The organism is Saccharothrix sp. ALI-22-I (genome assembly GCF_001984175.1).
Taxonomy (GTDB): Bacteria; Actinomycetota; Actinomycetes; order Mycobacteriales; family Pseudonocardiaceae; genus Actinosynnema.
Genome location: NZ_MTQP01000068.1, coordinates 14,328 through 36,849, shown reverse-complemented (window position 1 = coordinate 36,849; position 22,522 = coordinate 14,328). Strand labels below are relative to the sequence as shown.

23 protein-coding genes and 2 riboswitches are annotated in these 22,522 nt (G+C 71.5%); of the genes, 11 read left to right on the top strand and 12 right to left on the bottom strand.

All coding sequences use genetic code 11. The features are described from left to right. Positions 1-5 precede the first annotated feature (5 nt). Positions 6-1,289 (bottom strand): sugar ABC transporter substrate-binding protein, encoded by a 1,284-nt coding sequence (locus tag ALI22I_RS36760; protein WP_077010218.1) that lies wholly within the window; start codon positions 1,287-1,289, stop codon positions 6-8. Positions 1,290-1,515: 226 nt separating this feature from the next. Between ALI22I_RS36760 and ALI22I_RS36755 the strand changes: the two genes are divergently transcribed. Then, complete coding sequence (locus ALI22I_RS36755) at positions 1,516-2,274, top strand: GntR family transcriptional regulator (RefSeq protein ID WP_077011104.1); 759 nt, start codon at positions 1,516-1,518, stop codon at positions 2,272-2,274. Between the two features lie 325 nt (positions 2,275-2,599). After that, a complete protein-coding gene (locus tag ALI22I_RS36750) occupies positions 2,600-3,985 on the top strand; it encodes an MFS transporter (RefSeq protein ID WP_443217016.1) in 1,386 nt (461 codons plus the stop codon). Here ALI22I_RS36750 and ALI22I_RS36745 read toward each other — a convergent pair. Then, complete coding sequence (locus ALI22I_RS36745; protein ID WP_077010216.1) at positions 3,982-4,917, bottom strand: threonine ammonia-lyase; 936 nt, start codon at positions 4,915-4,917, stop codon at positions 3,982-3,984. The two genes, ALI22I_RS36750 and ALI22I_RS36745, sit on opposite strands and share 4 nt — an antisense overlap. A gap of 526 nt (positions 4,918-5,443) precedes the next feature. Here ALI22I_RS36745 and ALI22I_RS49920 point away from each other — a divergent pair. Continuing rightward, positions 5,444-5,782, top strand: coding sequence for a hypothetical protein (locus tag ALI22I_RS49920; protein WP_143532635.1), 339 nt, complete (start codon positions 5,444-5,446; stop codon positions 5,780-5,782). Between the two features lie 161 nt (positions 5,783-5,943). Here ALI22I_RS49920 and thiE read toward each other — a convergent pair whose 3' ends face one another. Further along, positions 5,944-6,603: a thiamine phosphate synthase gene (gene thiE, locus ALI22I_RS36735; RefSeq protein WP_077011103.1), complete on the bottom strand. Its 660-nt coding sequence runs from the start codon at positions 6,601-6,603 to the stop codon at positions 5,944-5,946. Between the two features lie 44 nt (positions 6,604-6,647). Next, a riboswitch (TPP riboswitch) is annotated at positions 6,648-6,758 on the top strand. Here thiE and thiO point away from each other — a divergent pair. From thiO to ALI22I_RS36715, 4 genes are read left to right on the top strand one after another with little or no spacing between them, the layout of a single operon-like run. Beyond that, entirely contained in the window at positions 6,759-7,751 is a 993-nt protein-coding gene (gene thiO / locus ALI22I_RS36730) for a glycine oxidase ThiO (protein ID WP_077010214.1), read from the top strand. After that, positions 7,748-7,948, top strand: coding sequence for a sulfur carrier protein ThiS (thiS, locus tag ALI22I_RS36725; RefSeq protein ID WP_077010213.1), 201 nt, complete (start codon positions 7,748-7,750; stop codon positions 7,946-7,948). Before thiO ends, thiS begins: the two co-directional genes overlap by 4 nt. Position 7,949: 1 nt before the next feature. Continuing rightward, positions 7,950-8,705 (top strand): thiazole synthase, encoded by a 756-nt coding sequence (locus tag ALI22I_RS36720; RefSeq protein ID WP_077010212.1) that lies wholly within the window; start codon positions 7,950-7,952, stop codon positions 8,703-8,705. A 58-nt stretch (positions 8,706-8,763) separates the two neighbouring features. Further along, the gene (locus ALI22I_RS36715) at positions 8,764-9,195 is read left to right on the top strand and encodes a MarR family winged helix-turn-helix transcriptional regulator (protein ID WP_077010211.1); all 432 of its coding nucleotides are present in this window, start codon (positions 8,764-8,766) and stop codon (positions 9,193-9,195) included. Positions 9,196-9,463: 268 nt separating this feature from the next. On the opposite strand, the gene ALI22I_RS36710 is transcribed toward ALI22I_RS36715, so the two are convergent. The 4 genes from ALI22I_RS36710 to thiC form a co-directional block, all read right to left on the bottom strand. Next, positions 9,464-9,919: a VanZ family protein gene (locus ALI22I_RS36710; RefSeq protein ID WP_077010210.1), complete on the bottom strand. Its 456-nt coding sequence runs from the start codon at positions 9,917-9,919 to the stop codon at positions 9,464-9,466. 56 nt (positions 9,920-9,975) lie between these two features. After that, on the bottom strand, positions 9,976-10,785 hold the full coding sequence (locus ALI22I_RS36705; RefSeq protein ID WP_077010209.1) for a class I SAM-dependent methyltransferase: 810 nt from the start codon (positions 10,783-10,785) through the stop codon (positions 9,976-9,978). 10 nt (positions 10,786-10,795) lie between these two features. Further along, positions 10,796-11,599 (bottom strand): bifunctional hydroxymethylpyrimidine kinase/phosphomethylpyrimidine kinase, encoded by an 804-nt coding sequence (gene thiD, locus ALI22I_RS36700; protein ID WP_077010208.1) that lies wholly within the window; start codon positions 11,597-11,599, stop codon positions 10,796-10,798. 13 nt (positions 11,600-11,612) lie between these two features. Further along, complete coding sequence (gene thiC, locus ALI22I_RS36695) at positions 11,613-13,262, bottom strand: phosphomethylpyrimidine synthase ThiC (protein WP_077010207.1); 1,650 nt, start codon at positions 13,260-13,262, stop codon at positions 11,613-11,615. Next, positions 13,253-13,379: riboswitch (TPP riboswitch) on the bottom strand. (Overlaps the previous gene by 10 nt.) A gap of 85 nt (positions 13,380-13,464) precedes the next feature. On the opposite strand from thiC, the gene ALI22I_RS36690 reads away from it, so the two are divergent. Further along, positions 13,465-14,226 carry a hypothetical protein gene (locus tag ALI22I_RS36690; RefSeq protein WP_179118488.1) on the top strand — a complete coding sequence of 254 codons (762 nt, stop codon included), beginning with the start codon at positions 13,465-13,467 and terminating at the stop codon, positions 14,224-14,226. A 335-nt stretch (positions 14,227-14,561) separates the two neighbouring features. Here ALI22I_RS36690 and ALI22I_RS36685 read toward each other — a convergent pair whose 3' ends face one another. Next, entirely contained in the window at positions 14,562-15,149 is a 588-nt protein-coding gene (locus ALI22I_RS36685) for a peptide deformylase (RefSeq protein WP_077010205.1), read from the bottom strand. Between the two features lie 111 nt (positions 15,150-15,260). Between ALI22I_RS36685 and ALI22I_RS36680 the strand changes: the two genes are divergently transcribed. Further along, positions 15,261-15,557: a DUF3263 domain-containing protein gene (locus ALI22I_RS36680; RefSeq protein WP_083752288.1), complete on the top strand. Its 297-nt coding sequence runs from the start codon at positions 15,261-15,263 to the stop codon at positions 15,555-15,557. Next, positions 15,554-16,183, top strand: a complete 630-nt coding sequence (locus ALI22I_RS36675) for a LytR C-terminal domain-containing protein (RefSeq protein WP_077010203.1) — start codon at positions 15,554-15,556, stop codon at positions 16,181-16,183. The genes ALI22I_RS36680 and ALI22I_RS36675 overlap by 4 nt, the downstream gene beginning before the upstream one ends. Before the next feature lie 13 nt (positions 16,184-16,196). Here ALI22I_RS36675 and ALI22I_RS36670 read toward each other — a convergent pair whose 3' ends face one another. The 4 genes from ALI22I_RS36670 to moeA form a co-directional block, all read right to left on the bottom strand. Continuing rightward, positions 16,197-18,539: an AAA family ATPase gene (locus ALI22I_RS36670; RefSeq protein WP_077010202.1), complete on the bottom strand. Its 2,343-nt coding sequence runs from the start codon at positions 18,537-18,539 to the stop codon at positions 16,197-16,199. Between the two features lie 182 nt (positions 18,540-18,721). Beyond that, positions 18,722-19,693, bottom strand: a complete 972-nt coding sequence (pssA, locus tag ALI22I_RS36665) for a CDP-diacylglycerol--serine O-phosphatidyltransferase (protein ID WP_077010201.1) — start codon at positions 19,691-19,693, stop codon at positions 18,722-18,724. 4 nt (positions 19,694-19,697) lie between these two features. Then, positions 19,698-20,408 (bottom strand): phosphatidylserine decarboxylase, encoded by a 711-nt coding sequence (locus ALI22I_RS36660; RefSeq protein WP_077010200.1) that lies wholly within the window; start codon positions 20,406-20,408, stop codon positions 19,698-19,700. Between the two features lie 176 nt (positions 20,409-20,584). Continuing rightward, on the bottom strand, positions 20,585-21,817 hold the full coding sequence (gene moeA / locus ALI22I_RS36655) for a molybdopterin molybdotransferase MoeA (protein WP_077010199.1): 1,233 nt from the start codon (positions 21,815-21,817) through the stop codon (positions 20,585-20,587). A gap of 54 nt (positions 21,818-21,871) precedes the next feature. Between moeA and ALI22I_RS36650 the strand changes: the two genes are divergently transcribed. Continuing rightward, on the top strand, positions 21,872-22,516 hold the full coding sequence (locus tag ALI22I_RS36650) for an AIM24 family protein (protein ID WP_077010198.1): 645 nt from the start codon (positions 21,872-21,874) through the stop codon (positions 22,514-22,516). Positions 22,517-22,522 lie beyond the last annotated feature (6 nt).

Genomic DNA, 22,522 nt, shown 5'->3' with positions numbered 1-22,522 from the left:
GATCGTCATCCGCCCAGGGTCTTCGACAGGGAGGAGTTGGCGTCGGCGGTGGCCTGGTCCAGCGACTTCGCGCCGGTCAGGTACGCGGTCAGCATGTCCTTGAGCGGGTTCTGGCCCGCTTCGACCGCGGCCCACGACGGCGTGGTCGGGGTGACCTTGCCGTTGGGGGCGGACTCGGCCAGCGCCTTGCCCAGCGGGGTCGTCGCCAGCTTCGCGGTGTCGGTCGAGGTGCCCGGCACGGCGCCGCCCTCGGCCAGCATGTCCTGGTACTTCTTCGAGCTGAGCAGCTTGAGGTACTCCTTGGCCAGGTCGGCGTTCTTGCTGCCGGCCGGGATGGCCAGGTTCGAGCCGCCGAGGAACACCGGGGCGGTCTTGCCCGAGGTCTTCGACGGGATCGGGAACGCCGAGGTGGTGTCCTTCAGCGCCGGGTTGGCCTTGACGGCGCCGCCCAGCTCCCACGGCAGACCGATCATCATGGCGACCTTGCCCGTGCCGAAGACCTCCATCTGCTGCGGCGTGGCCTCGTCGGCGTCCTTCGGGGCCTCGGTGCCGGAGGCGTCGACCAGCTTCTTGTAGAACTCCAGGCCGGCCTTGGCCTGCGGGGTGTCCAGCGCGCCGGTGAAGGCGGAGCCCTGCGACTTGGCCACGTCGCCGCCCTCGTCCCAGATGAACGACAGCAGCACGTACCAGGACTGGCCCGGCAGGTACAGCGGCTGGAACTCGGGGTCGGCCGCGTTCGCGGCCTTCAGCTTCTCGATCGCGGCCAGCCACTCGTCCCGCGACTTCGGCGGGCTGGTGATGCCCGCGGCCTGGAACAGGTCGGTCCGGTAGATGACCGTGCGGTTGGCGGCGTAGAACGGCAGGCCGTACTCCTTGCCGTCCCAGGTCAGCGAGTCCTTCAGGCCGCCGAGCCACTGGTCGCCGTTGAGACCGGAGACGTCGGCGCTGAGGTCGAGCAGCGTCTCCTCAGCCGCGAACTTCGCCGTCTGGGTGTTGCCCAGCTCGATCACGTCCGGCGGGTCGTTGCTGGTCAGCGCGGTGGTCAGCTTCTCCTGGATGCCGTTCCACTTCTGGACCTCGTACTTGACGGTGACGCCGGGGTGCGAGTCCTGGAACTCCTTGTTCAGCGCGTCGGTCAGGGTGGTCGGCGCGGAGCCGTCCATCAACCAGACCGTGAGCGTCTTGGGTTCTCCGGAGTTACCGCTGCCGCCGTCGGTGCTCGTGCCACATCCGGCCACGGCCACCGCTAGTGCGGCGGCACTTACGGCCAGTCCTCTCCAGCCCTTCACGTCTGCGCCCTTTCCCCATGCCCCGGCCCCGCGACCGGAACGACCAAGTGGTGTAGACCAATGCGGCCTAGAGTGTGCCTCGCCACTAGGCATGTCAAGGCTGTTGCTGGACCGTTGCAAAGTCATCGGATCAATTTCTCGGCCCTTGTCGGGGGTTCGGGCGCACGATCCGACGAGGACAAGGCATCCTGTGTCTGGGAGCGCCGGCAAGGTCGAGGAGGAAGGCATGCTCGAAACGAGCCCTGCGACTGGCGTGGACGCCAGGACTCGCGCTCAGCGCGAGCCGAAGTACTGGGGACTCAAGCGGCATCTGCTCGACCTCCTGCGCGCGTTGCCGCCCGGGTCGCCGATTCCGACGGAGCGATCACTGGCCGCGGAGTTCGACGTGTCGCGGACCACGGTTCGGCAAGCGCTTGCCGAGCTGACGGTCGAGGGTCGGCTGCTGCGCGTGCAGGGCAAGGGCACGTTCGCCGCGGAACCCAAGGTGGCGCAACGGCTTCAGCTGTCCTCGTACACAGAGGACATGAAGGCCCAGGGACGGCAGCCGTCGTCGCGGTTGATCGAGGCGTCGGAGATGCCCGCGGAGGCCGAGTTGGCCAGGCTGCTGGGCGTGCGGGCGGGCGCGAAAGTGCTCCGACTGCACCGGCTGCGCCTGGCCGACGGCGAGCCGATGGCGATCGAGACCACACACCTGGCCTTGGGCCGGTTCCGCGGTCTGCGGCGCTACCTCGCGCCGGGGGCATCGCTGTACCAGGTGCTGCGGGAACGGTTCGCCGTCGAGATGGGACACGCCGAGGAGACGATCGAGACGGCCCTGGCCTCACCGGAGGAGGCTGAGCTGTTGGGCGCCGACATCGGACTGCCCATGCTGCTGCTGTCACGGCACTCGTTCGACACGGAGGGCAACCCGGTCGAGTGGGTCCGCTCGGTGTACCGGGGCGACCGCTACAAGTTCGTGGCCACCCTGAACCGACCCGCCGGCTAACCGGCACCGAGCAGTCGACGCCGAGCAGTCCCCGCCGTCAGCCCGCGCCGGGCAGTCGGCATCGGGCTGTCCGCGCCGGGCAATCCGCGCCGGGCAGCCCACACCAGCGGCCCGCACCCGGCCGCGACACCGCCCGTCATGCTTCGCAGGGGTCCCCGCCAAGGGGACCCCTGCTTTGATCCTGCCGGCCGGGGCCGACGGTTTCGAGCGCTCCGCCAGACCTTGTGGATAACTCGGGGCGCAGAATGGCCGGGTGGCGGACACGGTGGTGTGGGGGACTGGGCGGGCCAAGGCTGTTCTCGCGACGACAATCCTCGGGTCGGGCATGGCGATGTTGGACAGCACGATCGTCAACGTCGCCCTGCCGCGCATCGGCGCCGAACTCGAAGCGTCCGTCGCGGGTCTCCAGTGGATCCTCGACGGCTACCTGCTGGCCCTCGCCTCGCTGATCCTGATCGCGGGCTCGTTGGGCGACCGCTACGGCCGCCGCCGCGTCTTCACCTTCGGTGTCATCTGGTTCGGCGCGGCGTCGCTGCTCTGCGGCTTGGCGCCGACAACGGAACTGCTGGTCGGCGCACGTGTCCTGCAAGGCATCGGGGGCGCGCTGCTCACGCCCGGCTCGTTGGCCATCCTCCAGTCGGTGTTCGTCAAAGCCGACCGGGGCCGCGCGATCGGCGCCTGGTCCGGCCTGTCCGGCGTGGCCACGGCGGTCGGGCCGCTGCTCGGCGGGCTGCTGGTGCAGGCCTGGTCGTGGCGGCTGGCGTTCCTGATCAACCTGCCGGTCGCGGCGGTGTGCGTGTGGCTGGCCCGCCGCCACGTGCCCGAGTCGCGTGACGAAGAACTCACCGGCCACCCCAACATCACCGAGTCGGTCGTCGGGGCACTGGGGCTGGCGGGCATCACCGGCGCGCTGGTGGAGGCGCCGGGCCGGGGCGCCGACCCGCTGGTCGTGACGGCGGCCGTGGTCGGTGTGGTCGGCTTGGTCGCGTTCGTCGTCATGCAACGCCGGGGCCGCGACCCGCTCGTGCCGCCCCAGCTGTTCGCCAACCGCACGTTCGTCCTGGCCAACGCCCTGACGTTCCTCGTCTACGCGGCACTGGGCGGCGTGATGGTGCTCATGGTGCTGCAACTGCAGGTGTCGCTGAACTACTCGCCGACCGCCGCCGGCCTGGCCGGCGTGCCCATCACGATCATCCTGCTGGTGCTGTCCGCACGCTCCGGGAATCTCGCCCAGAAGATCGGCCCCCGTGCCCAACTCGTCGGAGGGCCGGTCCTGATCGGGATCGGCATGCTGATGCTGCGGTGGGTCCAGCCGGGCGCCGGCTACTGGACCGGCGTCCTGCCCGGCCTGCTCGTGTTCGGCCTCGGCCTGGCGGCGGTGGTGGCGCCGGTGACGGCGACCGTGCTGGCCGCCGCCCCGGACCGGTACGCGGGTGTCGCGTCGGGCGTGAACAACGCCGTCGCCCGCACCGGCAGCCTGGTCGCGGTGGCCGTGCTGCCCGCCGTGGCGGGCCTGACCGGCGCCCAGTACGCCGACCCGACCGCGCTCACCGCCGGCTGGCAGACCGCGCTGCTGGTGTGCGCGGTGGCGTCGATCATCGGCGGCCTGCTGGCCATCGGCACCGACAACCGCGTCTTCGAGGCCACCCCGCCCGCTCCCGAGTGCCACAGCTGCGGTGTCGACGCGCCGCCCACGCACATGCGGACCTAGAGGAACCGGGCGAACACCTCCGGGTCGACGTTCCCGCCGGACAGCACGGCGACGGTCCTGCCCAAGGCGGTGCGCTCCGACGGCCGCGCGAGGTAGGCGGCGACGGTGACCGCGCCGCTGGGCTCCACCACCAGCCGCGCCTGCCGGGCCAGCCGGCCGACCGCCGCGCCGATCTCCTCCTCGGACACCGTCACGATGTCGTCCACGTAGGCCCGCATGTGCTCGAACGTCAGCTCGGACGGCTCGGCCCGCAGCCCGTCGGCGACGGTCCGGGCCCGCTCCTCGGCCGGCCACCGGATCAGCGTCCCGGCCCGCAGCGACTCGGCCGCGTCGCCCGCCAGCTCCGGCTCCACCCCGACGACCCGGGTCGACGGGCTGAGCGCCTTCACCGCCGTCGCCACCCCGGAGATCAGCCCGCCGCCGCTGACCGGCACCAGCACCGTGGCCACGTCCGGCAGGTCGGCCACCACCTCCAGCCCGATGGTGCCCTGACCGGCGATGACGTCGGGGTGGTCGAACGGCGGGATCAGCGTCGCCCCGCGCTGCACCACCAGCTCGGCGGCCAGCGATTCCCGTTGCGCCATCGGCACCTGGATCACCTCGGCGCCGTGCGAGCGGGTCGCGACCACCTTGACCTGCGGCGTGTCGTCCGGCACGACGATCACCGCGGGCACGCCGAACAGCTTCGCCGCGTACGCGACGGCCTGCGCGTGGTTGCCGCTGGAGTAGGCGACGACGCCGCGCGCCCGCACGTCCTGAGGCAGCCGCGCCAGCGCGTTGTAGGCGCCGCGGATCTTGAACGCGCCGACCGGCTGCAGGCTCTCCGGCTTGAGCCACAGGCCGTCGTCGAACCGCAGCAGCGGTGTGCGGACCGCCGCGTCCTTGATGAGGTCGGCGGCGGCTTCGATATCGGAGATGGTGACGAGTCCCATGCCGACGATCCTCGCCCGCGCGGCGGCGTGGTGCCTACACGGCCCGTTACCGGAACTCCTCCGGTTTCACACTGCCGGGGCAGGACAATTCACACGTCCGGGGCCGTTTGACGCCGGATCCCTTACTTCTGGCAAATCCGCCCGAATCGGTGATCGGCTCACTACCTTGGGTGAGAGTTAACAGTCAAACGCTACGCAGCGCAGTCATATAGGCGTGGTACATGACACACTTTGCCCCCGGATGACCTGAACCGTCATAGGTAACAGGGTCATAACGTCGCTCGAACGGGCGAGTACTGGCCGGTAGTGCCAGGAGTACTGGTCAGTAGAGACCGGGGAGGAGGGCCATGCGCGAGCCGCGAGCCCTGCCCTTGCCGTGTACGACCACGGCCTCGGAGACCCGAGCGACCACCCGGGCGAGAAGTAAAGGGGTGGGGCGACCCCTGCCGCCGCCCCACCACCCGTCCCCCTAGGGCCCCCGAGAGCGGTCCCTGCAACCAGGCTCTCGGGTTCCCTGCACCCGAAGATGAGGGAGACGCCTAATGGCCGCACGAGTGCGGCCCGCCTTGCCACGGCTGTCCTGCTGGCCAGTGGCACGGCTACAGCTCTCAGCGTACCGGCCACGGCGGACACCGCCGCCCCCTATGCGGCAAGCCCGGCCGATACGGAGAGCTACCCGGCCGAGTTGCCCCAAGCGGCGCAACGTGACCTGGGCCTGAACGCCGAGCAGGTCACCGCCCGTCTGGCGAGTGACGCCCGGTCGGGTGAGGTTGAGTCCGCCGCGAAGTCCGCGGTCGGCAGCGCGTACGCGGGTTCCTGGATCAACGGGTCGACCGGCAAGCTGGTCGTCGCGCCTACGGGTTGAGCCTGACCCGCGGCTGATCGCGGCTCCAGGCGCGCGGTCGTCCACCCTGCGGACCGCGCACCGCTTCGAGAACACCCTCTGGGCCGGCTCCTCGGCCCAGAGGGTGCTCCCCTTTCGCGTCGGCGTCGGCGTCGGCGTCGGCGTCACGCGGATCAGGGGCATCACACTGCGGACCGCACGCCGCTCAGCTGGCCTTTCAGCCAGGCCGCGGCCTCACGCGGGTCCGACGCCTCCGTGACGGCGCGCACGACGACCACCCGGTCCGCGCCCGCGGCCAGCACCTCCGGCAGCCGGTCCCGGTCGATGCCGCCGATCGCGAACCACGGCCGGTCGGTCGTGCCGGCGGTGGCGCGGACCAGGTCCAGGCCCGGCGCGGGACGTCCCGGCTTGGTCGGCGTGGGCCAGCACGGGCCGGTGCAGAAGTAGTCCACGCCCGGCTCGACCGCCGCCGCCCGCGCCTGGGCGACGTCGTGCGTGGACCGGCCGATCACCACGTCGTCGCCGAGGATGCGGCGGGCGTGTGGCACCGGCAGGTCGTCCTGCCCGAGGTGCAGCACGTCGGCGTCCACGGCGAGCGCCACGTCCGCCCGGTCGTTCACCGCCAGCAGCGCACCGTGCCGCGCGCACGCCTCGGCGAGCACTTCCAGCGCGGCGATCTCCTGCTTGGCTTCGAGGCCCTTGTCACGCAACTGCACGATGTCCACGCCGCCCGCGAGTGCGGCGTCCGCGAACTCCGCGAGGTCGGGGCGGGTGGGCGTGCAGAGGTAGAGCCGCGCGTCGGCGAGCCGCCGCCTGATCTGCGTTCCGTCGAGTCCTGGCACGGCCCGCACGGTAACCGCCGGGCCGATTCGTGCGCTACGGTGGAGATGGTCCGCACGGGAGCCTGGAAAGACCGGGCTGAGAGGGAGCGTGGTTCGCTCCGACCGTCGAACCTGATCCGGGTCATGCCGGCGCAGGGAGCGTGAGTGCCTTGGCAATGCGAGTGACCGTCCTCGGTGGCGGCGTCATCGGCCTGTCCGTGGCCTGGTACGCCGCGCGCGCCGGTTTCGCGGTCGAGGTGGTCGACCACGGTTCACCGCACGGTGGTTCGTGGGTGGCGGGCGGGATGCTCGCGCCGATCACCGAGGCGTGGCCGGGTGACGAGGACGTGCTGACCCTCGGTGTCGAATCCCTGGGGCTGTGGCCGGAGTTCGCCCGTGAGCTGGGCGTGGAGTTGAGCCCGGTGGGGACGTTGGCGGTGGCCGTCGACCGGGCGGACGTCGAGGTGCTGGACCAGCTGTGCGCCTACCTGGCCACGATGGGGCGGTCGGCGTCCCGGCTGACCGGGCGTGAGCTGCGCGCGCTGGAACCCGGTCTCGGGTCTGTCCGGAGTGGACTGTCGGTGCCGGGTGACCTGGCCGTGGACAACCGGACGTTGCTGGGCGCGTTGCGCGAGGCGTGCGTGGCGAGTGGGGTGGCGTTCGCGACGGAGTCCGCGGCCGTGTCGGACGTGGTGGTGATCGCGGCCGGCGCGTGGAGCCGCGACCTGCACCCGTTGCTGCGCGGCGTGATCCGGCCGGTGAAGGGCGAGATCCTGCGGCTGGCGGCGAGACCAGGCGCGTTGCCGCCGCCCCGGCACACGATCCGCGCCCAGGTGTCCGGGCGGCCGGTCTACCTGGTGCCGCGTGAGGGCGGGTTCGTGCTCGGCGCGACCCAGTACGAGGCCGGGTTCGACGGTGACGTGACCGTCGGCGGTGTGCGGGACCTGCTGCGCGACGCCGAGGTGGTGTGGCCCGGTATCGCCGAGTACGCGCTGGTCGAGGCCGCCGCCGGGTTCCGCGCGGGCAGCCCGGACAACGCGCCCGTGATCGACTGGCTCGAACCCGGTGTGCTGGCCGCCACCGGCCACCACCGCAACGGTCTGCTGCTCGCGCCCGTCACGGCGCGGCGGGTGCTCACCCTGCTCCGCGAGGGAGGAAACAGTCGGTGAAGGCGAAGGTCAACGGTCTGGAGCGGGAACTGGCGGACGGCTCGACCGTCGCCGCCGTGCTCGCACTGCTCGACGCACCGCCGAGCGGCGTCGCGGTCGCGGTGGACGGCGAAGTCGTGCCGCGCGCGGCGTGGGGGACGACCGTGGTGCCCGAAGGGGCCGCGGTCGAGGTGCTGACCGCCGTGCAGGGAGGCTGACGTGGACGACCCCTTGGTGATCGCCGGACGGGAGTTCGGCTCGCGCCTGGTCATGGGCACGGGCGGCGCGGCGAACCTGTCGGTGCTGGAACGCGCCCTGGTCGCGTCCGGCACGGAGTTGACGACGGTCGCGATGCGCCGCCTGGACGCGTCCGGCGGCGGCGTGCTCGACCTCCTGGGAAGGCTCGGCATCTCCGCGCTGCCCAACACCGCCGGCTGCCGCACCGCCGCCGAAGCCGTGCTGACCGCGCGGCTGGCGCGGGAGGCGTTGGACACGAACTGGGTGAAGCTGGAGGTCGTCGCGGACGACCAGACGTTGCTGCCCGACCCGGTGGAGTTGTTGGACGCGGCGGAGATGCTGGTCGACGACGGGTTCGTGGTGCTGCCCTACACCTCCGACGACCCGGTGCTGGCGCTGCGGCTGGAGCGGATCGGCTGCGCCGCCGTGATGCCGCTGGGTTCGCCCATCGGGACCGGCCTGGGCATCCGGAACCCGCACAACATCGAGCTGATCGTGTCGCGGGCGTCGGTGCCGGTGATCCTCGACGCGGGCGTCGGCACGGCGTCGGACGCGGCGTTGGCGATGGAGCTGGGCTGTTCGGCCGTGCTGCTGGCGACCGCCGTGACCAGGGCGCAGGACCCCGAGCGGATGGCGGCGGCCATGCGCGCCGGGGTGGAGGCGGGCCGGTTGGCGCGGCTCGCGGGACGCATCCCGAAGCGGTTCTGGGCGCACGCGTCGAGTCCGGCAGTGGGGTGATTGCGGGGCACGGCATGATGGACGCTCGCCCGTGTCCGTCTGCCCGAGGAGGAGTGCCGTGACGGCCGACCAGGTCGAGGACGCCACTGCCCGGCTGTACCTCGCGATCGGCAGGCTATCCCGGCTGCTGCGCCGCACCGGGTCACCCGGTCTCGGACCGGGCGCGGTGTCCGCGCTGGCCACGCTGGCGCGGTGCGGGCCGATGCGGTTGGGCGACCTCGCCGCCAAGGAGGGCGTCGCCCCGCCGACCCTGTCGCGGATCGTCGCGGCCCTGGTGGAGGCCGGGTACGTGCGACGCGAACCCGACCCGCAGGACGGCCGCGCCTGGCTGGCCACGCCGACACCGGAGGGCGTGACGATGGTGTCCGGCGTCCGGTCCGCGCGGGTGCGCGAGTTGCAGCGGCGCATCGAGGAGCTGTCCCCGGAACACCGCGACGCCCTGGTCAACGCCCTGCCCGCGTTGGAGGAACTGGTCGGCGAGACCACCTGACCCGCCGTCCGGGGCCCGGAATTGTCGGACCCCTCTGGCAGGGTAAAAGCAGGGGTCCCCCCGGCGGGGACGCCTGCGAAGCGTTCAGCCGTGGGCGCGGGACTCCGGAGCGTTCAGCCGTGGGCGCGGGCGTCCGCGAAGCGTTCATCCGGCGATGGCGGGTTCCCGGACGTCCGGCCGCCTTGATCACCCTGACCGCGGGTCGCGTCTGCGAGGGCGATGAGCAGCCACGCCAGCAGAACGACCCCGAACGCGCCGACGGTGTTGTTCAGGAAGTCCTGCGCCTCGCAGACCCCACCCCGGTCGCGGCCTGCACCAACTCGACCACGCCGCTGAACGCCGCCGACACGGCGAACACCGTGAACGGACGCCGGGAGGCGAAGGTGGCGGAGAACGCGAACGGCGCCATCATCACCAGGTTCAGCCGGGCCGGCGACCCGGTGAGCGAGAACTCGTTCTGCAGGCACATGCCGATCGAGTCGGTCGTGACGAGCGACCCGCCCGGTCTGGCCAGGGTCACCGCCAACGCCAACGCCAACGCCAGCGCCAGCCCGAACCCGGCCAGCACGGCGGGGACCGCCGGCCGGCCACGCCACCGTGCCACCACGAACCCGACCACGCCCAGCAGCACCGACCCGGCGAACATCGCCGCGCCGGCCCCGGGCCGGCTCAACACCAGTTCGGCGATGTACGCGTCCTGTTGTGCGCTCGCAAGTGCGCTCATGCTTTACAAGACACCCGAGTTCCGAACGGGTGGCTCAGAGCACGCTTAGAGGTTGCTTAGAACCGGTACCGCAGGATCCGCCCCACGTCCTTGATCCCCGGCAACCGGGCCATCACCCGCATCGCGACCCGCGACGGCAGCGGCTCGGCGGCGATCTCCGGCAACTCCACGCTCCGCACCGCGTCCACGCAGGTCAGCCCGTCGGCCCAGGCCTCGACGACGGCCGGGTCGCTCAGCCCCCAGTACAGCCTCGCGTGCGCGTTCCGCAGCGCCGGCACGAGCTTCTGCATCCGGATCCCCATCGGCCCGTACACGTCGAACAGCAGCTCACCGCTCGGGAACCGGCCGGTGATCCGCCGCACCAGGCCCCTGACCTCGTCCTCGGTCAAGTACATGGTCAGGCCCTCGAACACGGCGACCACCGGCCGGTCCGCCGGAACCTCGTCCCACCACCCGTCGGCCGTGACGGACGCGTGCACCAGCCGGTAGTCGCCACCGGGCACGTCCAGCAGCTGTTCGCGCAGCGTGGCGACCGCCGGGAAGTCCACGTCCACCCACCGCACACGGGGCCCGAACGCCATCCGCTGCGCCCGCGTGTCCAGCCCGCACGCCAGGTGCAGCACGGTCGCCGACCGGTGCCGCGCCAGGAACTCGGCGGTCCAGTCGTCCAACAGCTTCGCGCGCATCGCGACACCCGCCGCCGTGGACGCGTTGATGCCGGTGCGGCGGAAGTCGTACGAAATGCGGGAGACGGCATCGAGAGCAGCCGTGTCACCGAGGATCGGACGCTGCGCGCGGGCGTCGAGCGCCCGCGCGTACAGCGTGGCCAGCATGGTCTCCGGGGCACCGGTCAGATCGACCTCCACCCCCTCGAAGCTAGCCCTCCAACCGCCACAACGGCGACACCGGACCGACACCGCCGCCCAACGGATAAGCGGCGGCCACCGAACGGACGATGAACTCCTTGCCGAACCGCACCGCCGTCGGCACGTCCGCACCCCGTGCCAGCTGCGAGGCGATCGCGGACGCGAGCGTGTCGCCACTGCCGTGGGTGTGCCTGACGTCGTAACGCGGCCCGAGCAGGTCGATGAACTCCGCGCCGTCGTACAGCACGTCCAGGCACTCCGGGTCGTCCCACAGGTGCCCGCCCTTCACCAGCACCCACTCCGGACCCATCGCGTGCAGCGCCTCGGCGGCTTTGCGCTGGTCGGCACGGCTGCGCACCTCGATACCGGTGAGCAGCTGCACCTCGTCCAGGTTCGGCGTGACCAGCGTCGCCCGAGGGAACAGCAACGACCGCAACGCGTCCAGCGCGTCATCGGCCAGCAGCTGGTGCCCGTGCATCGACGCGGCCACCGGATCCACCACGAACGGGCCGACGTGCACCCGGTCCACCGCCGACGCGACCGCCTCGATGATCGCCGCCGACGCCAGCATGCCCGTCTTCGCCGCGTCCACGCCGATGTCGGTGGCCACCGCCTCGATCTGCGCCGCCACCACCTCCGGCGGGATCTCGGTGTACCCGGTGACACCCAGCGAGTTCTGCACGGTCACCGCCGTGACCGCCGTCATCCCGTGCACACCGCACGCGAACAACGTCCGCAGGTCGGCCTGCAGGCCCGCACCACCGCCGGAATCCGATCCGGCGATGGTGAGGACCCTCGGTGGCGTGGCCGCCATCAGTCGACCTCCATCAGTCGACCACCGGCAGGTAGACCTTGTTGCCGTGGTCGGTGAACTCGTGCGACTTCTCCGACATGCCCGCCTCGATCGCCTCCACAGTGGACAGACCGCGCTCCTCCGCGTACCGCCGCACGTCCTGGGTGATCTTCATCGAGCAGAACTTGGGCCCGCACATCGAGCAGAAGTGCGCAGTCTTCGCCGGTGACGCGGGCAGCGTCTCGTCGTGGAACGACCGCGCGGTGTCCGGGTCCAGCGACAGGTTGAACTGGTCCTCCCACCGGAACTCGAACCGCGCCTTCGACAGCGCGTCGTCCCAGTCCTGCACCCCCGGGTGGCCCTTGGCCAGGTCAGCGCTGTGCGCCGCGATCTTGTACGTGATCACACCGGTCTTCACGTCGTCCCGGTTCGGCAGGCCCAGGTGCTCCTTCGGCGTGACGTAGCAGAGCATCGCCGTGCCCAGCCACCCGATCTGCGCCGCCCCGATCGCCGACGTGATGTGGTCGTACGCGGGCGCGATGTCCGTGGCCAGCGGCCCGAGGGTGTAGAACGGCGCCTCACCGCACCACTCCTCCTCCAACCGCACGTTCTCCGCGATCTTGTGCATCGGCACGTGACCCGGACCCTCGATCATCACCTGCACGTCGTGCGCCCGCGCGATGTGCGTCAACTCGCCCAGCGTCCGCAGCTCGGCGAACTGCGCCTCGTCGTTGGCGTCCGCGATCGACCCCGGTCGCAGCCCGTCACCCAGCGAGAACGTCACGTCATAGGCCCGCAGGATCTCGCACAGCTCCTCGAAGTGCGTGTAGAGGAAGCTCTCCCGGTGATGCGCCAGACACCACGCGGCCATGATCGACCCGCCGCGCGAGACGATGCCCGTCACCCGGCGAGCCGTCAGCGGCACGTACCGCAGCAGCACGCCCGCGTGCACCGTCATGTAGTCGACGCCCTGCTCGGCCTGCTCGATCACCGTGTCGCGGTAGACCTCCCACGACAGCTTCGCCGGATCACCGTCCACCTTCTCCAACGCCTGGTAGATCGGCACCGTCCCGATCGGCACCGGCGAGTTCCGCATGATCCACTCGCGGGTCTCGTGGATCCGCTTGCCGGTCGAAAGGTCCATGATGGTGTCAGCGCCCCACCGCGACGCCCACACCATCTTCTCCACCTCCTCCTCGATCGAGGAGGTCACGGCCGAGTTGCCGATGTTGGCGTTGATCTTGACCAGGAACTTCTTGCCGATGATCATCGGCTCGGCCTCGGGGTGGTTGCGGTTGAGCGGGATCACCGCCCGCCCGATCGCCACCTCCTCGCGGACGAACTCGGCGCTCATGTTCTCGCGGGCCGCGATGAACCTCATCTCCGGCGTGACGATCCCCGCCTTGGCGTACGCCAACTGGGTCACCGCGCCGTTCACCGGCTCGCGGTCGGAGACCCAGCCCGCACGCAGTGCGGGAAGTCCACTGTGGACGTCAATGGTCACGTCGTCGTCGGTATACGGACCGGAAGTGTCGTACAGATCGACGTGATCGCCGTTGGTCAGCTCCACCCTGCGAAAGGGCACCCGCACGTCCCCGTCCACCTCTCGGTAGACCTTGTGCGAGCCGGAGATCGGCCCGGTGGTGACACTGGGCTTGACCGAACGGTCGTCAAGTGCCGTCACGACATTCCTCCCTACGCCGGCATTACCCGGTCAGGTTCAGGCGGTCGGCGGCACCGGAGCCCACAGCCCCAGCCGCCCTCTCAGCCCGCTGTGGCGCGAGCTCCCGCGTGTGTTGAGTTGTCCACCCGACCATAGCCACGGCCCGGTGCCGATGCCAAGGTGCGGATGCCAAGCGCCACCGTTTGCGCGTACCTTTCACCGCGTGGCTGATCACCAGCCGTTCCCGCCCGGCGCCCGGCGCGTGGCACGCCCCGCCGCGGTCTCGCCGTGCCCGTCGTGCGGCGACCTCGCGGGCCGCGGCTACCCCGAGTGCCGGTACTGCGCCGAACTGGTGGACCAGTACTGGCTGCTGGACTGGCAGGAGCTGCTGGCCGCCGAACAGCTCGCCGAAGGCGGCGCGGGGGAACGTGAGCTGGCCGAACTCGTGCTCGCCGACGAGGTCGGACTGCACCCGTGGACCTGCACCGACTGGGCGATGTCGCTGCTCGCGTGCTCACAGTGCGGCGAAGAACTGGGCACCGGACCGGTGGACTGCGTCAGGTGCGCCATGACCGACGGCCTGCGCTGGTCGTGGGACCACGCCGGAACCCCCACGTCCATGACCGCCGACGAGCACGCGCTGCGAGTGGCCCGGGCAACCCTGCGCGCACCACACCGACGCCGTGCCGCCGTGGTCGAGGCATGGCGGCTGCTGCTGCCGTTCCTGCTGGTGGGGGAGCTGCCCACGGTCGGCCAGGTGCAGCGCATCCGTGCCGCCGTACTCGCCGGCGCGTACCCCGAACTCGCGGGCTGCACGACGCACGTCGAGCTGGCGTCGTTCCCTGAGCTGCCGTGGCGCCGCCCCGAGGGCACAACGCGCGTCGAACACCAGCCGAAGACCCGCCGCGACGAGGACACCACCGCAGACCCCCTCCAAGACCCGACACCCAGCGCCCCGGGCGAACCGGCCACGGACCCGGCCTAGGGCACCCACCAGCCGCGCAGTCATCAACGGCCCACGCAGTTATCCACAGGCCGCGCGCACCGGCCGGATTCCGTCGGTGCCGTCTGGCAGCCTGAAAACTAGGGGGACCCCCAGCGGGGACCCCTGCGTACGCCTGGGCTGCGCACTTGCGCTGCGGGCCTGGGCTGTGGGCTTGGCTGCGCGCTTCCGCCGCGGTGCTTGCCGGGCAGCCCGTGCCAGCGGTTCTCGTCAGGGCCGGTTGGTGTCAGCCGTGCCAGCCGGTGCTCGTCAGGGCGCCGGCCGGTGTCAGCCCGTGTTGGCCGGTGTCGGACGGTGGTCGTCAGGCAGGCTGAGGGCTACTCGTCCTCGTCGTCGTCCGCGAACGGGTCCTCGGAGGTGGCCGGGTCCCACGACAGGCCGGGCACGCCCCAGCCGTTGGACTTGAGCATCTTCCGCGCCGCCCGCTTGTGCCGCCCCACCAGCCGGTCCAGGTAGATGAACCCGTCCAGGTGATCCGTCTCGTGCTGCAGGCAGCGCGCGAAGAACCCGGTGCCCTCGACCTCCACCGGCTTGCCGTCACCGTCGGAACCGGTCACCTTCGCCCACGACGCGCGGCCCGTCGGGTACGACTCGCCCGGCGCGGACAGGCAGCCCTCGAAATCGTCGTCCGGGTCCGGCATGCCCAGCGGCACGTCGGAGGTCTCCAACACCGGGTTCACCACCACACCCCGGTGGCGCACACCCTCGTCGTCCGGGCAGTCGTAGACGAACAACCGCAGGTCGATCCCGATCTGATTGGCCGCAAGCCCCACACCGTGCGCAGCCGCCATGGTCTCGTACATGTCCTCGATCAACGTGCGCAGCGCGTCGTCGAACACCTCGACCGGGCGGGTCGGGTTGTGGAGCACAGGATCTCCGGCGATCCGGATCGGGTGAACTGCCATGACACCCAGCCTATCGGCGTGCCGATCCGGACGCGCCGACCGATGAGCCGACCCTCGCGAAGATCACGTGATGTAATGGCACCCACGCACGGGACACGGCTGAGGAGCCAGATGGACGCCGCAGAGGCACTGGCGCCGGCGGAGGGGCCGGACGACGGTTTGAACGACCGGGAACGCGAGATCCTGGCCTTCGAACGCCAGTGGTGGAAGTACGCGGGTGCCAAGGAACAAGCCATCAAAGAGCTGTTCGACGTGTCCTCGACGCGGTACTACCAGCTGCTCAACGCGTTGATCGAGAAGGAAGAGGCGTTGGCCGCCGATCCGATGTTGATCAAGAGACTGCGCAGGTCCCGCTCCGGCAGGCAACGCGCCCGCGCGGCGAAGCGGCTGGGCGTCGAGCGCCGATGACGAACCCGGAACAGCCGGCGGGCCCCGCGCACCCGGCCCGCGCCTTGGGCTACGCGCTCATCGGCGTGGCCGTCATCGCCCTGGTGATCGGCTTGGTCAGCCTGTTCATCGGCGACTCGGACGACGACACGTCCACCGCCCAGTCGCAGTCGCAGTCACCGTCCGCCACGTCGTCGGACACGTCGCAGACCGGCGACCCGACGCCCCCGACTCCCGCGCCCTCCGAGACGTCCCCGACCACCCCGACCACGGGTGCCGCGCCGACGACGACGGCCAACCCGGGCGCGACGACCACCACGGACACCGCGCCGCCACCGGTGAGCACGAAGCCCCCGGTGCGCGTCTACAACAACAGCACCACCCGTGGCCTGGCCGCGGACGCGGCGCTGGACGTGCAGCAGGCCGGCTGGCAGGTCGCCGAAACGGGCAACTACTCGCAGGGCCTCATCCCGACCACCACGGTCTACTACCGCCCCGGCACCGACGAGGAAGCCTCGGCCCGCGACCTGGCCCGAGTCCTCAACGCCCGCGTCGAATCCCGCTTCGACGGCATCGAGGACGCACAGCCGGGCATCATCGTGATCGTCACCAACGACTACAAGGGCCCCTCACCCAAGGGCTCCTGACCGTCCCGCACGGTCACCGTTCGCGGGACTTGGCGTAGGCCGCGAGAGTCGCGAGCTGCGCCGGGTCCAACGACGGCCGAACAGCGGCGCGCGCCGCCGCGAGGTGAGCACCCGTCACCTCCGACGCCGCCAACGACTCCCGCATCGCGGTCAACGCCGCCTCGCGGATCAACGCCGCGCAGTCCGCCGCCGAATACCCGTCCAACTCCTCCGCCAACGCACCGAGATCCACATCCGACCCCAACGGCGTGTTCCGCGACGACGCCCGCAGGATCTCGGCCCGCGCCTCGGCGTCCGGCGGCGGCACGTACACCAGCCGCTCCAACCGGCCGGGCCGCAGCAGCGCCGGGTCCACCAGTTCGGGCCGGTTCGTCGCGCCCAGCACGATGACGTCCCGCAGCGGCTCGACCCCGTCCAGTTCGGTCAGCAGCGCCGCGACGACCCGGTCCGACACGCCGGAGTCCGACGACTGGCCACGCCGAGGCGCCAACGCGTCGACCTCATCCAGGAACACCAACGCCGGTGCGGCCTCGGCGGCACGCCGGAACAACTCGCGGACCGCCCGCTCGGACTCGCCGACGAACTTGTCCATCAGCTCGGCGCCCTTGACCGACAACACGTTCAACCGCCCGGTACCGGCCAACGCCCGCACCAGGAACGTCTTACCGCACCCGGGCGGCCCGTAGAGCAGCAAGCCGCGCGGCGGCTCGACCCCAAGGCGCGCGAACGAATCCGGGTACTGCAACGGCCACAGCGCGGCCTCCGTCAACGCCTGCTTGACCTCGGTCATGTCACCGACATCGGCCAACGTCAGCCCGCCGGTCCGCAAAGTGTCCGAAGTAGACATCGAAATCGGCCGGACGACCTCCAACGCCCCCAACAGATCCGCCTGCCCCACCCGCGGCTCGTCCACGTCCCGCTGCCGCAAAGCCGCCCGAACCGCCGCCTCCCGCCGCAACGCCACCAGATCCGCCGCGACGAACCCCGGCGTCCGATCCGCGACCACGCCCAAGTCCACATCGGACTCAACCGGCACGTCCCGCAGCAGCACCCGCAGCAATTCGGTCCGCACACCCCCATCGGGCAACGGCAGAACCAACTCGCGATCCACCAACTCCGGCACCCGCAACCGCGGGTCGATGGCCTCCGGATGCGCACTGGTGACCACCAACGCCACCCCGTCAGGCCGCCCCCGCAACGCGTCCAACACCACCGTCGCCACCGGCGGCGGCGTAGCCGCCGGCAACAACGCCTCCACGTCGGTCAACAGCAACACCGAAGGCGCCTGCGCGTGCGCCGCCGCAAGCGCATCCACCACCCGCTGCGCCGCCGCATTAGCCTCCAACACCGCAACACTCGGCGCCGCGACCTCCACAACCGCCGCCTCGGCCCCGTGCGCGACAGCCCGCACAAACGTCGTCTTGCCAACCCCCTCAGGCCCGCTCACCAACGCCGCCAACCGCGGCGTGGCACCAAGCCGAGCCAGCAACTCCGGATGGCTGAACGTCAAGTCCAACCACTCCGCCAACCGCTTAGCCGCCTCCCGCTGCCCCACCAAATCCACAACCGGCACAGCCGCCACCACAGGCCCCGCCGCCTCGAACGCCGCCACCCCCGACGACGCCCCACCCCCCAAACCCGCCGCCACCACACCCGCCGACCCCGAACCGGCAAATCCGGCAGATCCGACCCCCGCCGACCCCGCGCCGGCAAACCCACCCGCACCCGCACCCGCACCCGGACGCGCACCCGCGCCGGCAAATGCACCCGCCACGACCGTGGGCGCATCACCGGTGCGCGCGCCGTCACGCCAGCCGACCACCGTCGACGGCTGCACGGCCACCGGCCCACCGGCGGGGTCGGCGGACGTGATGGTCAGCAGCTCGTTGGTCCACGTCATGCCGATCGCGTTGGACAGCTTGCTCCGCGTGGCGCTCACGTCCGCGCCGGGCGGCGGGGCCAGGTCCTGGGGCAGCAGGGAGACCGCGTCGCCGACGGTCAGCACCTTGCCGGTGAGCGCCATGCGCAGCGTCTCGGGTGTCAGCGACGTGCTCGCCAACCGCGACCCGGCGACCGTCACGGTGCGGGCGGCGGCGACGTCGACCGGGGCCACGACCACCTCGGCGCCTTCGACGACGCCGAGGTTCGACAGCGTCACGTCGTCCACGAACACCACGCCGGGCGGGCCGTCGCCGGTGGTCGCGGCGGCCAGGGCGGCGCTGACCCGTGCGCCCGTCAGGCGTACCGCGTCCCACGCGCGCAGGCCGAGTGCGTCCAGCACCTCCGGGTGCAGGCGGACCACTCCGCGGCGGGTGTCCAGGGCCGAGGGGGACAGGCGGGCCGTCAGGGTGATCACGGGGTCGAGCGTAGTAGTCGGGGCGGGTTGTGGGTGGGGCGGTGGTCGGTCGCGGTCCTCGTTGTTCCAACCGACGTTTCAGGTCAAAGATAACGGGGTTTTTGTACATTCCCGGGTGATGATCACCCGATCGTGTATCCCGTGTCCATGCCAAAACGCCTGGTCAAAGCCAGGGTAGCGGGTTATGGGCGGTCGTGCCGGCGTAGGCCGATCTGCCGCCAGCCCCGGCGCTTGCCGGGGCGTGCGGCGCCGTCCGCTTCCGCCGCCACGTGCGTCGTGCCGACGGCCCGTCGGGGGCGACGGACGGCACGCATGGCCGCGCCGGCCACCCGGCCACCCAGTGGCTGCCGCAGCCCCAGCCGTCGCGCCGCGACACCGTGCGCCCGCCTGATCGCCCGCCGGTCCTTCCCCGCCACCGACCACGCCTCCGGGTGCTTGGCCAACCACCGGTACCGCCGCACCGAGTACGGCAGGTGCCCCAGGTACACCAGCATCGCCGCGATCAGCGCCACCAACGGGAACGTGATCACCGCCGCCGCCAGCAACCCGACCAGCACCAGCAACGGCGCCGCGAACCGCGGTGGCACCTTGATCGTCTTCACCGACAGCGTCGGGATCCGGCTCACCAGCAGCAGTGCGATCCCGACCGTCCACACCGCGACGACGATCTTCCCGGACCACCACCCGGACCGGTCCAGCTGCTCGTCCACGATCAACGGCAGCAGCAGCAACAACCCGCCCGCCGGCGCCGGCACGCCCACGAAGAACTCCTTCGCGAACGGCGGCTGCTCCACCTCCAGCAGCGTGTTGAACCGCGCCAACCGCAGCACCATGCACACCGCGAAGATCAACGCGACGACCCAGCCCTCACGGCTGGAATCGAACTTCCACACGTAGATCACCAGGGCGGGCGCGACGCCGAACGAGATGGCGTCGGCCAGCGAGTCCAGCTCCGCGCCCATCTTGCTGGTCGCGTCGAGCAGCCGGGCGATCCGCCCGTCCAGCCCGTCGAACACCGCCGCCGCCGCGATGGAGCCGATCGCCGCCCCGTACATCCCGATGATCGCGAAGTGCACGGCGGACAGCCCGGCGCACATCGCCAGCACCGTGATGGCGTTCGGCAGCAGCCTTATCCCCGGCCCACTGGGAGCCATCAGCTCAGCCCTCCGCGAGCTCGGCGAGCACGGTCTCGCCGCCGATGGTGCGCTGCCCGGCCTCGACCAGCACCCGGCTGCCGGAAGGCACGTACAGGTCGACCCGCGAGCCGAACCGGATCAGGCCGTAGGTCTGCCCGGCCTCCACCTTGTCGCCCTCGGCGACCTCGCACACGATCCGCCGCGCCACCAGGCCCGCGATCTGCACGACCACCACGTCCTGGCCCGACGGCGTGCTCAGCCAGACGGTGTTGCGCTCGTTGTCGTCGCTGGCCTTGTCCAGGTCCGCGGACAGGAACTTGCCGGGCCGGTACGACACCTGCCGCACCAGGCCGGGCACGGGCACCCGCTGCACGTGCACGTCGAACACCGACAGGAACACGCTGATCCGGGTCATCGGCGCGGTGCCGAGCCCGAGTTCGGCGGGCGGCGCGGCCTCGACGACGTGCGACACCGTGCCGTCGGCGGGCGCCACGGCGACGCCGGGCCGGGTGGGCGTGGTGCGCTTGGGCTCGCGGAAGAACCACGCCACCCACGCGGTCAGCAGCGCGCCGGCGACTCCGCCGCGCTTGGAGAACCGGCGCAGCAGCAGTGTCGCGACGGCGGCGCCGGCCACGAAGGGGCGGCCCGCGGGATGCATCGGGGGAACGATCCCCCGGGCGAGTTCGATGAAGTGGGAGACGGCACCACTGTGCTTGTCGCGATCGACGGTCATGGCTCTTCCGTGTCAGGGCGGTGCTTCCGGCGCGCCACACGCTACGCGGCGCCGCCGGCCCTTGTCCGACCTGCCCGTGCGTCCCCCGACGAACGCACGGACCGATCGGAACGAGGATTGCCGCGAGTGTAATCCGGGTGACACTCCGTGATGAACGGCGGAGTGTCAACCCCAAACTACTCTCCGTGCAGCAGGCGCACCGCCACCGCGGTCCCCGCCGCCAGCTCCGTGACGTCCTCGGGCACCTCGATCAGGCAGTTGCTGATCGCCAACGCCGACAGCAGGTGCGATCCCGGCCCGCCCACCGGCGTCACCACCTGTCCCGAAGCCGGGTCGTAAGCGCCGCGCCGGAACTGCGTGCGTCCCGCCGGCGAGCTGATCGGCGCGCTCAACCGCGCGACGGCCGTCGGCCGTTCCACGTTGGTGAAGCCCATGGCGGCCCGCAGCGCGGGCCGGATGAACACCTCGAACGACACCTGCGCGCTCACCGGGTTCCCGGGCAGCGTCGCCACCGCCACACCCTGGTAACGCCCCGCGCCCTGCGGCCCGCCCGGCTGCATCGCGACCTTCATGAACTCCACGCCACGGCCGGTGAACGCGTCCTTCACCACCTCGTACGCCCCCGCGCTCACCCCGCCGGAGGTGAGCAGCAGGTCGACCGACGCCAGCCGGGGCGCGATCGCCGCGTGGAACTCGTCCACGTCGTCCGGCACGAACCGCAGCAGTTCCGCCTCGCCGCCCGCCTCGCGCACCGCCGCGGCCAGCATCACGCCGTTGGACTCGTAGATCTGCCCCGGCTCCAACGCCACACCGGGCCCCACCAGCTCCGACCCGGTGGACAGCACCAGCACCCGCGGCCGGCGCCGGACCGGCAGTGAGCTGAACCCCAGTGCGGCCGCCAACCCCAGCTGTGCCGGACCGAGGACGGCACCGGCGCGCAGCACCGTCGTGCCGACGGCCACGTCGTCCGCCATCCGCCGCACGTTCGCGCCGACCGCCACCCCGCGGTCGACCCGCACCACCGACGTGCCGCCGTCCGTCCACTCCACCTGCACCACGGCGTCCGCACCCGGCGGCATCGGCGCGCCGGTCATGATCCGGTGCGCGGTACCGGGCTCCAACGGGGCCAGCGACGTCCGCCCGGCCGGGATGTCCTCGGTCACCGGCAACTCCACCGGCACCGACGCCACGTCCGCGGCGCGCACCGCGTAACCGTCCATCGCCGAGTTGTCGAACGGCGGCAACGGCACCGACGCGACCACGTCCGCCGCCAGCACCAGGCCCAGGCAGTGCTCTTCGTCTTTTCGGCCGGCCACCGGCAGCTCCGCCACCGGCATCAGTCCGACGAGCCCGGCGACACGGGCCTTGTGATCAGCGACTCGGCTCAGCGTGTTCGACACGCCCACCATCCTGCCGCGCCCATGGCAGACTGCCCCAACCGGCTGATCACGACAGGGGGAAAGTTGCAGGTCCGGACACGTCATACCCCCACGTTCGGGGTGGCCCGACTCGTCCTGGCACCCGGTGAACCGGTGGTGGTCGAGCGCTCTTCCGTGCTCGCGACCAGCTACGGCATCGGCGTCGACCACAAGACCAAGGCACCCGGCGTCGCCGCCGCGCTGTGCACCGCCGGCCCCGAAGGCGGCTGGGTGGACGTCGCCCCGCCCCTGCCCGGCGACCTGCACGTGCTCGAACTCGACGGCAAGACCGGCTGGTGCGTCAGCCGCAACAGCTGGCTGGCCTGCGCCGCCACCGCCCACCTGGACCCCACCGCGCCGCCCGTGCGCACCCTCCACGGCGGCGACAACGGCTTCCTCACCTACGCCTTCGGCACCGGCTCCGTCGTGCTCAGCTGCTACGGCACCCTCGACGTGGTCACCCTCGACCCGGGCGAGCTGGTCACGGTCAGCGGCGGGCACGTCGTCGCGTTCGCCGACACCGTCCAGTCCCGATTGCGCGCCGTTTCCCCGGACGCGCCGCAATCCGTGCGCAACGGCGAAGGACTCGTCCTCGACTTCGCCGGTCCCGGCCTCGTGCTCACCCGGACCCGCAGCCCGCGCGGACTTGTCAGTTGGTTGCGCGACAACGGATTCAGCGCCCGTTCGTGACGTGCG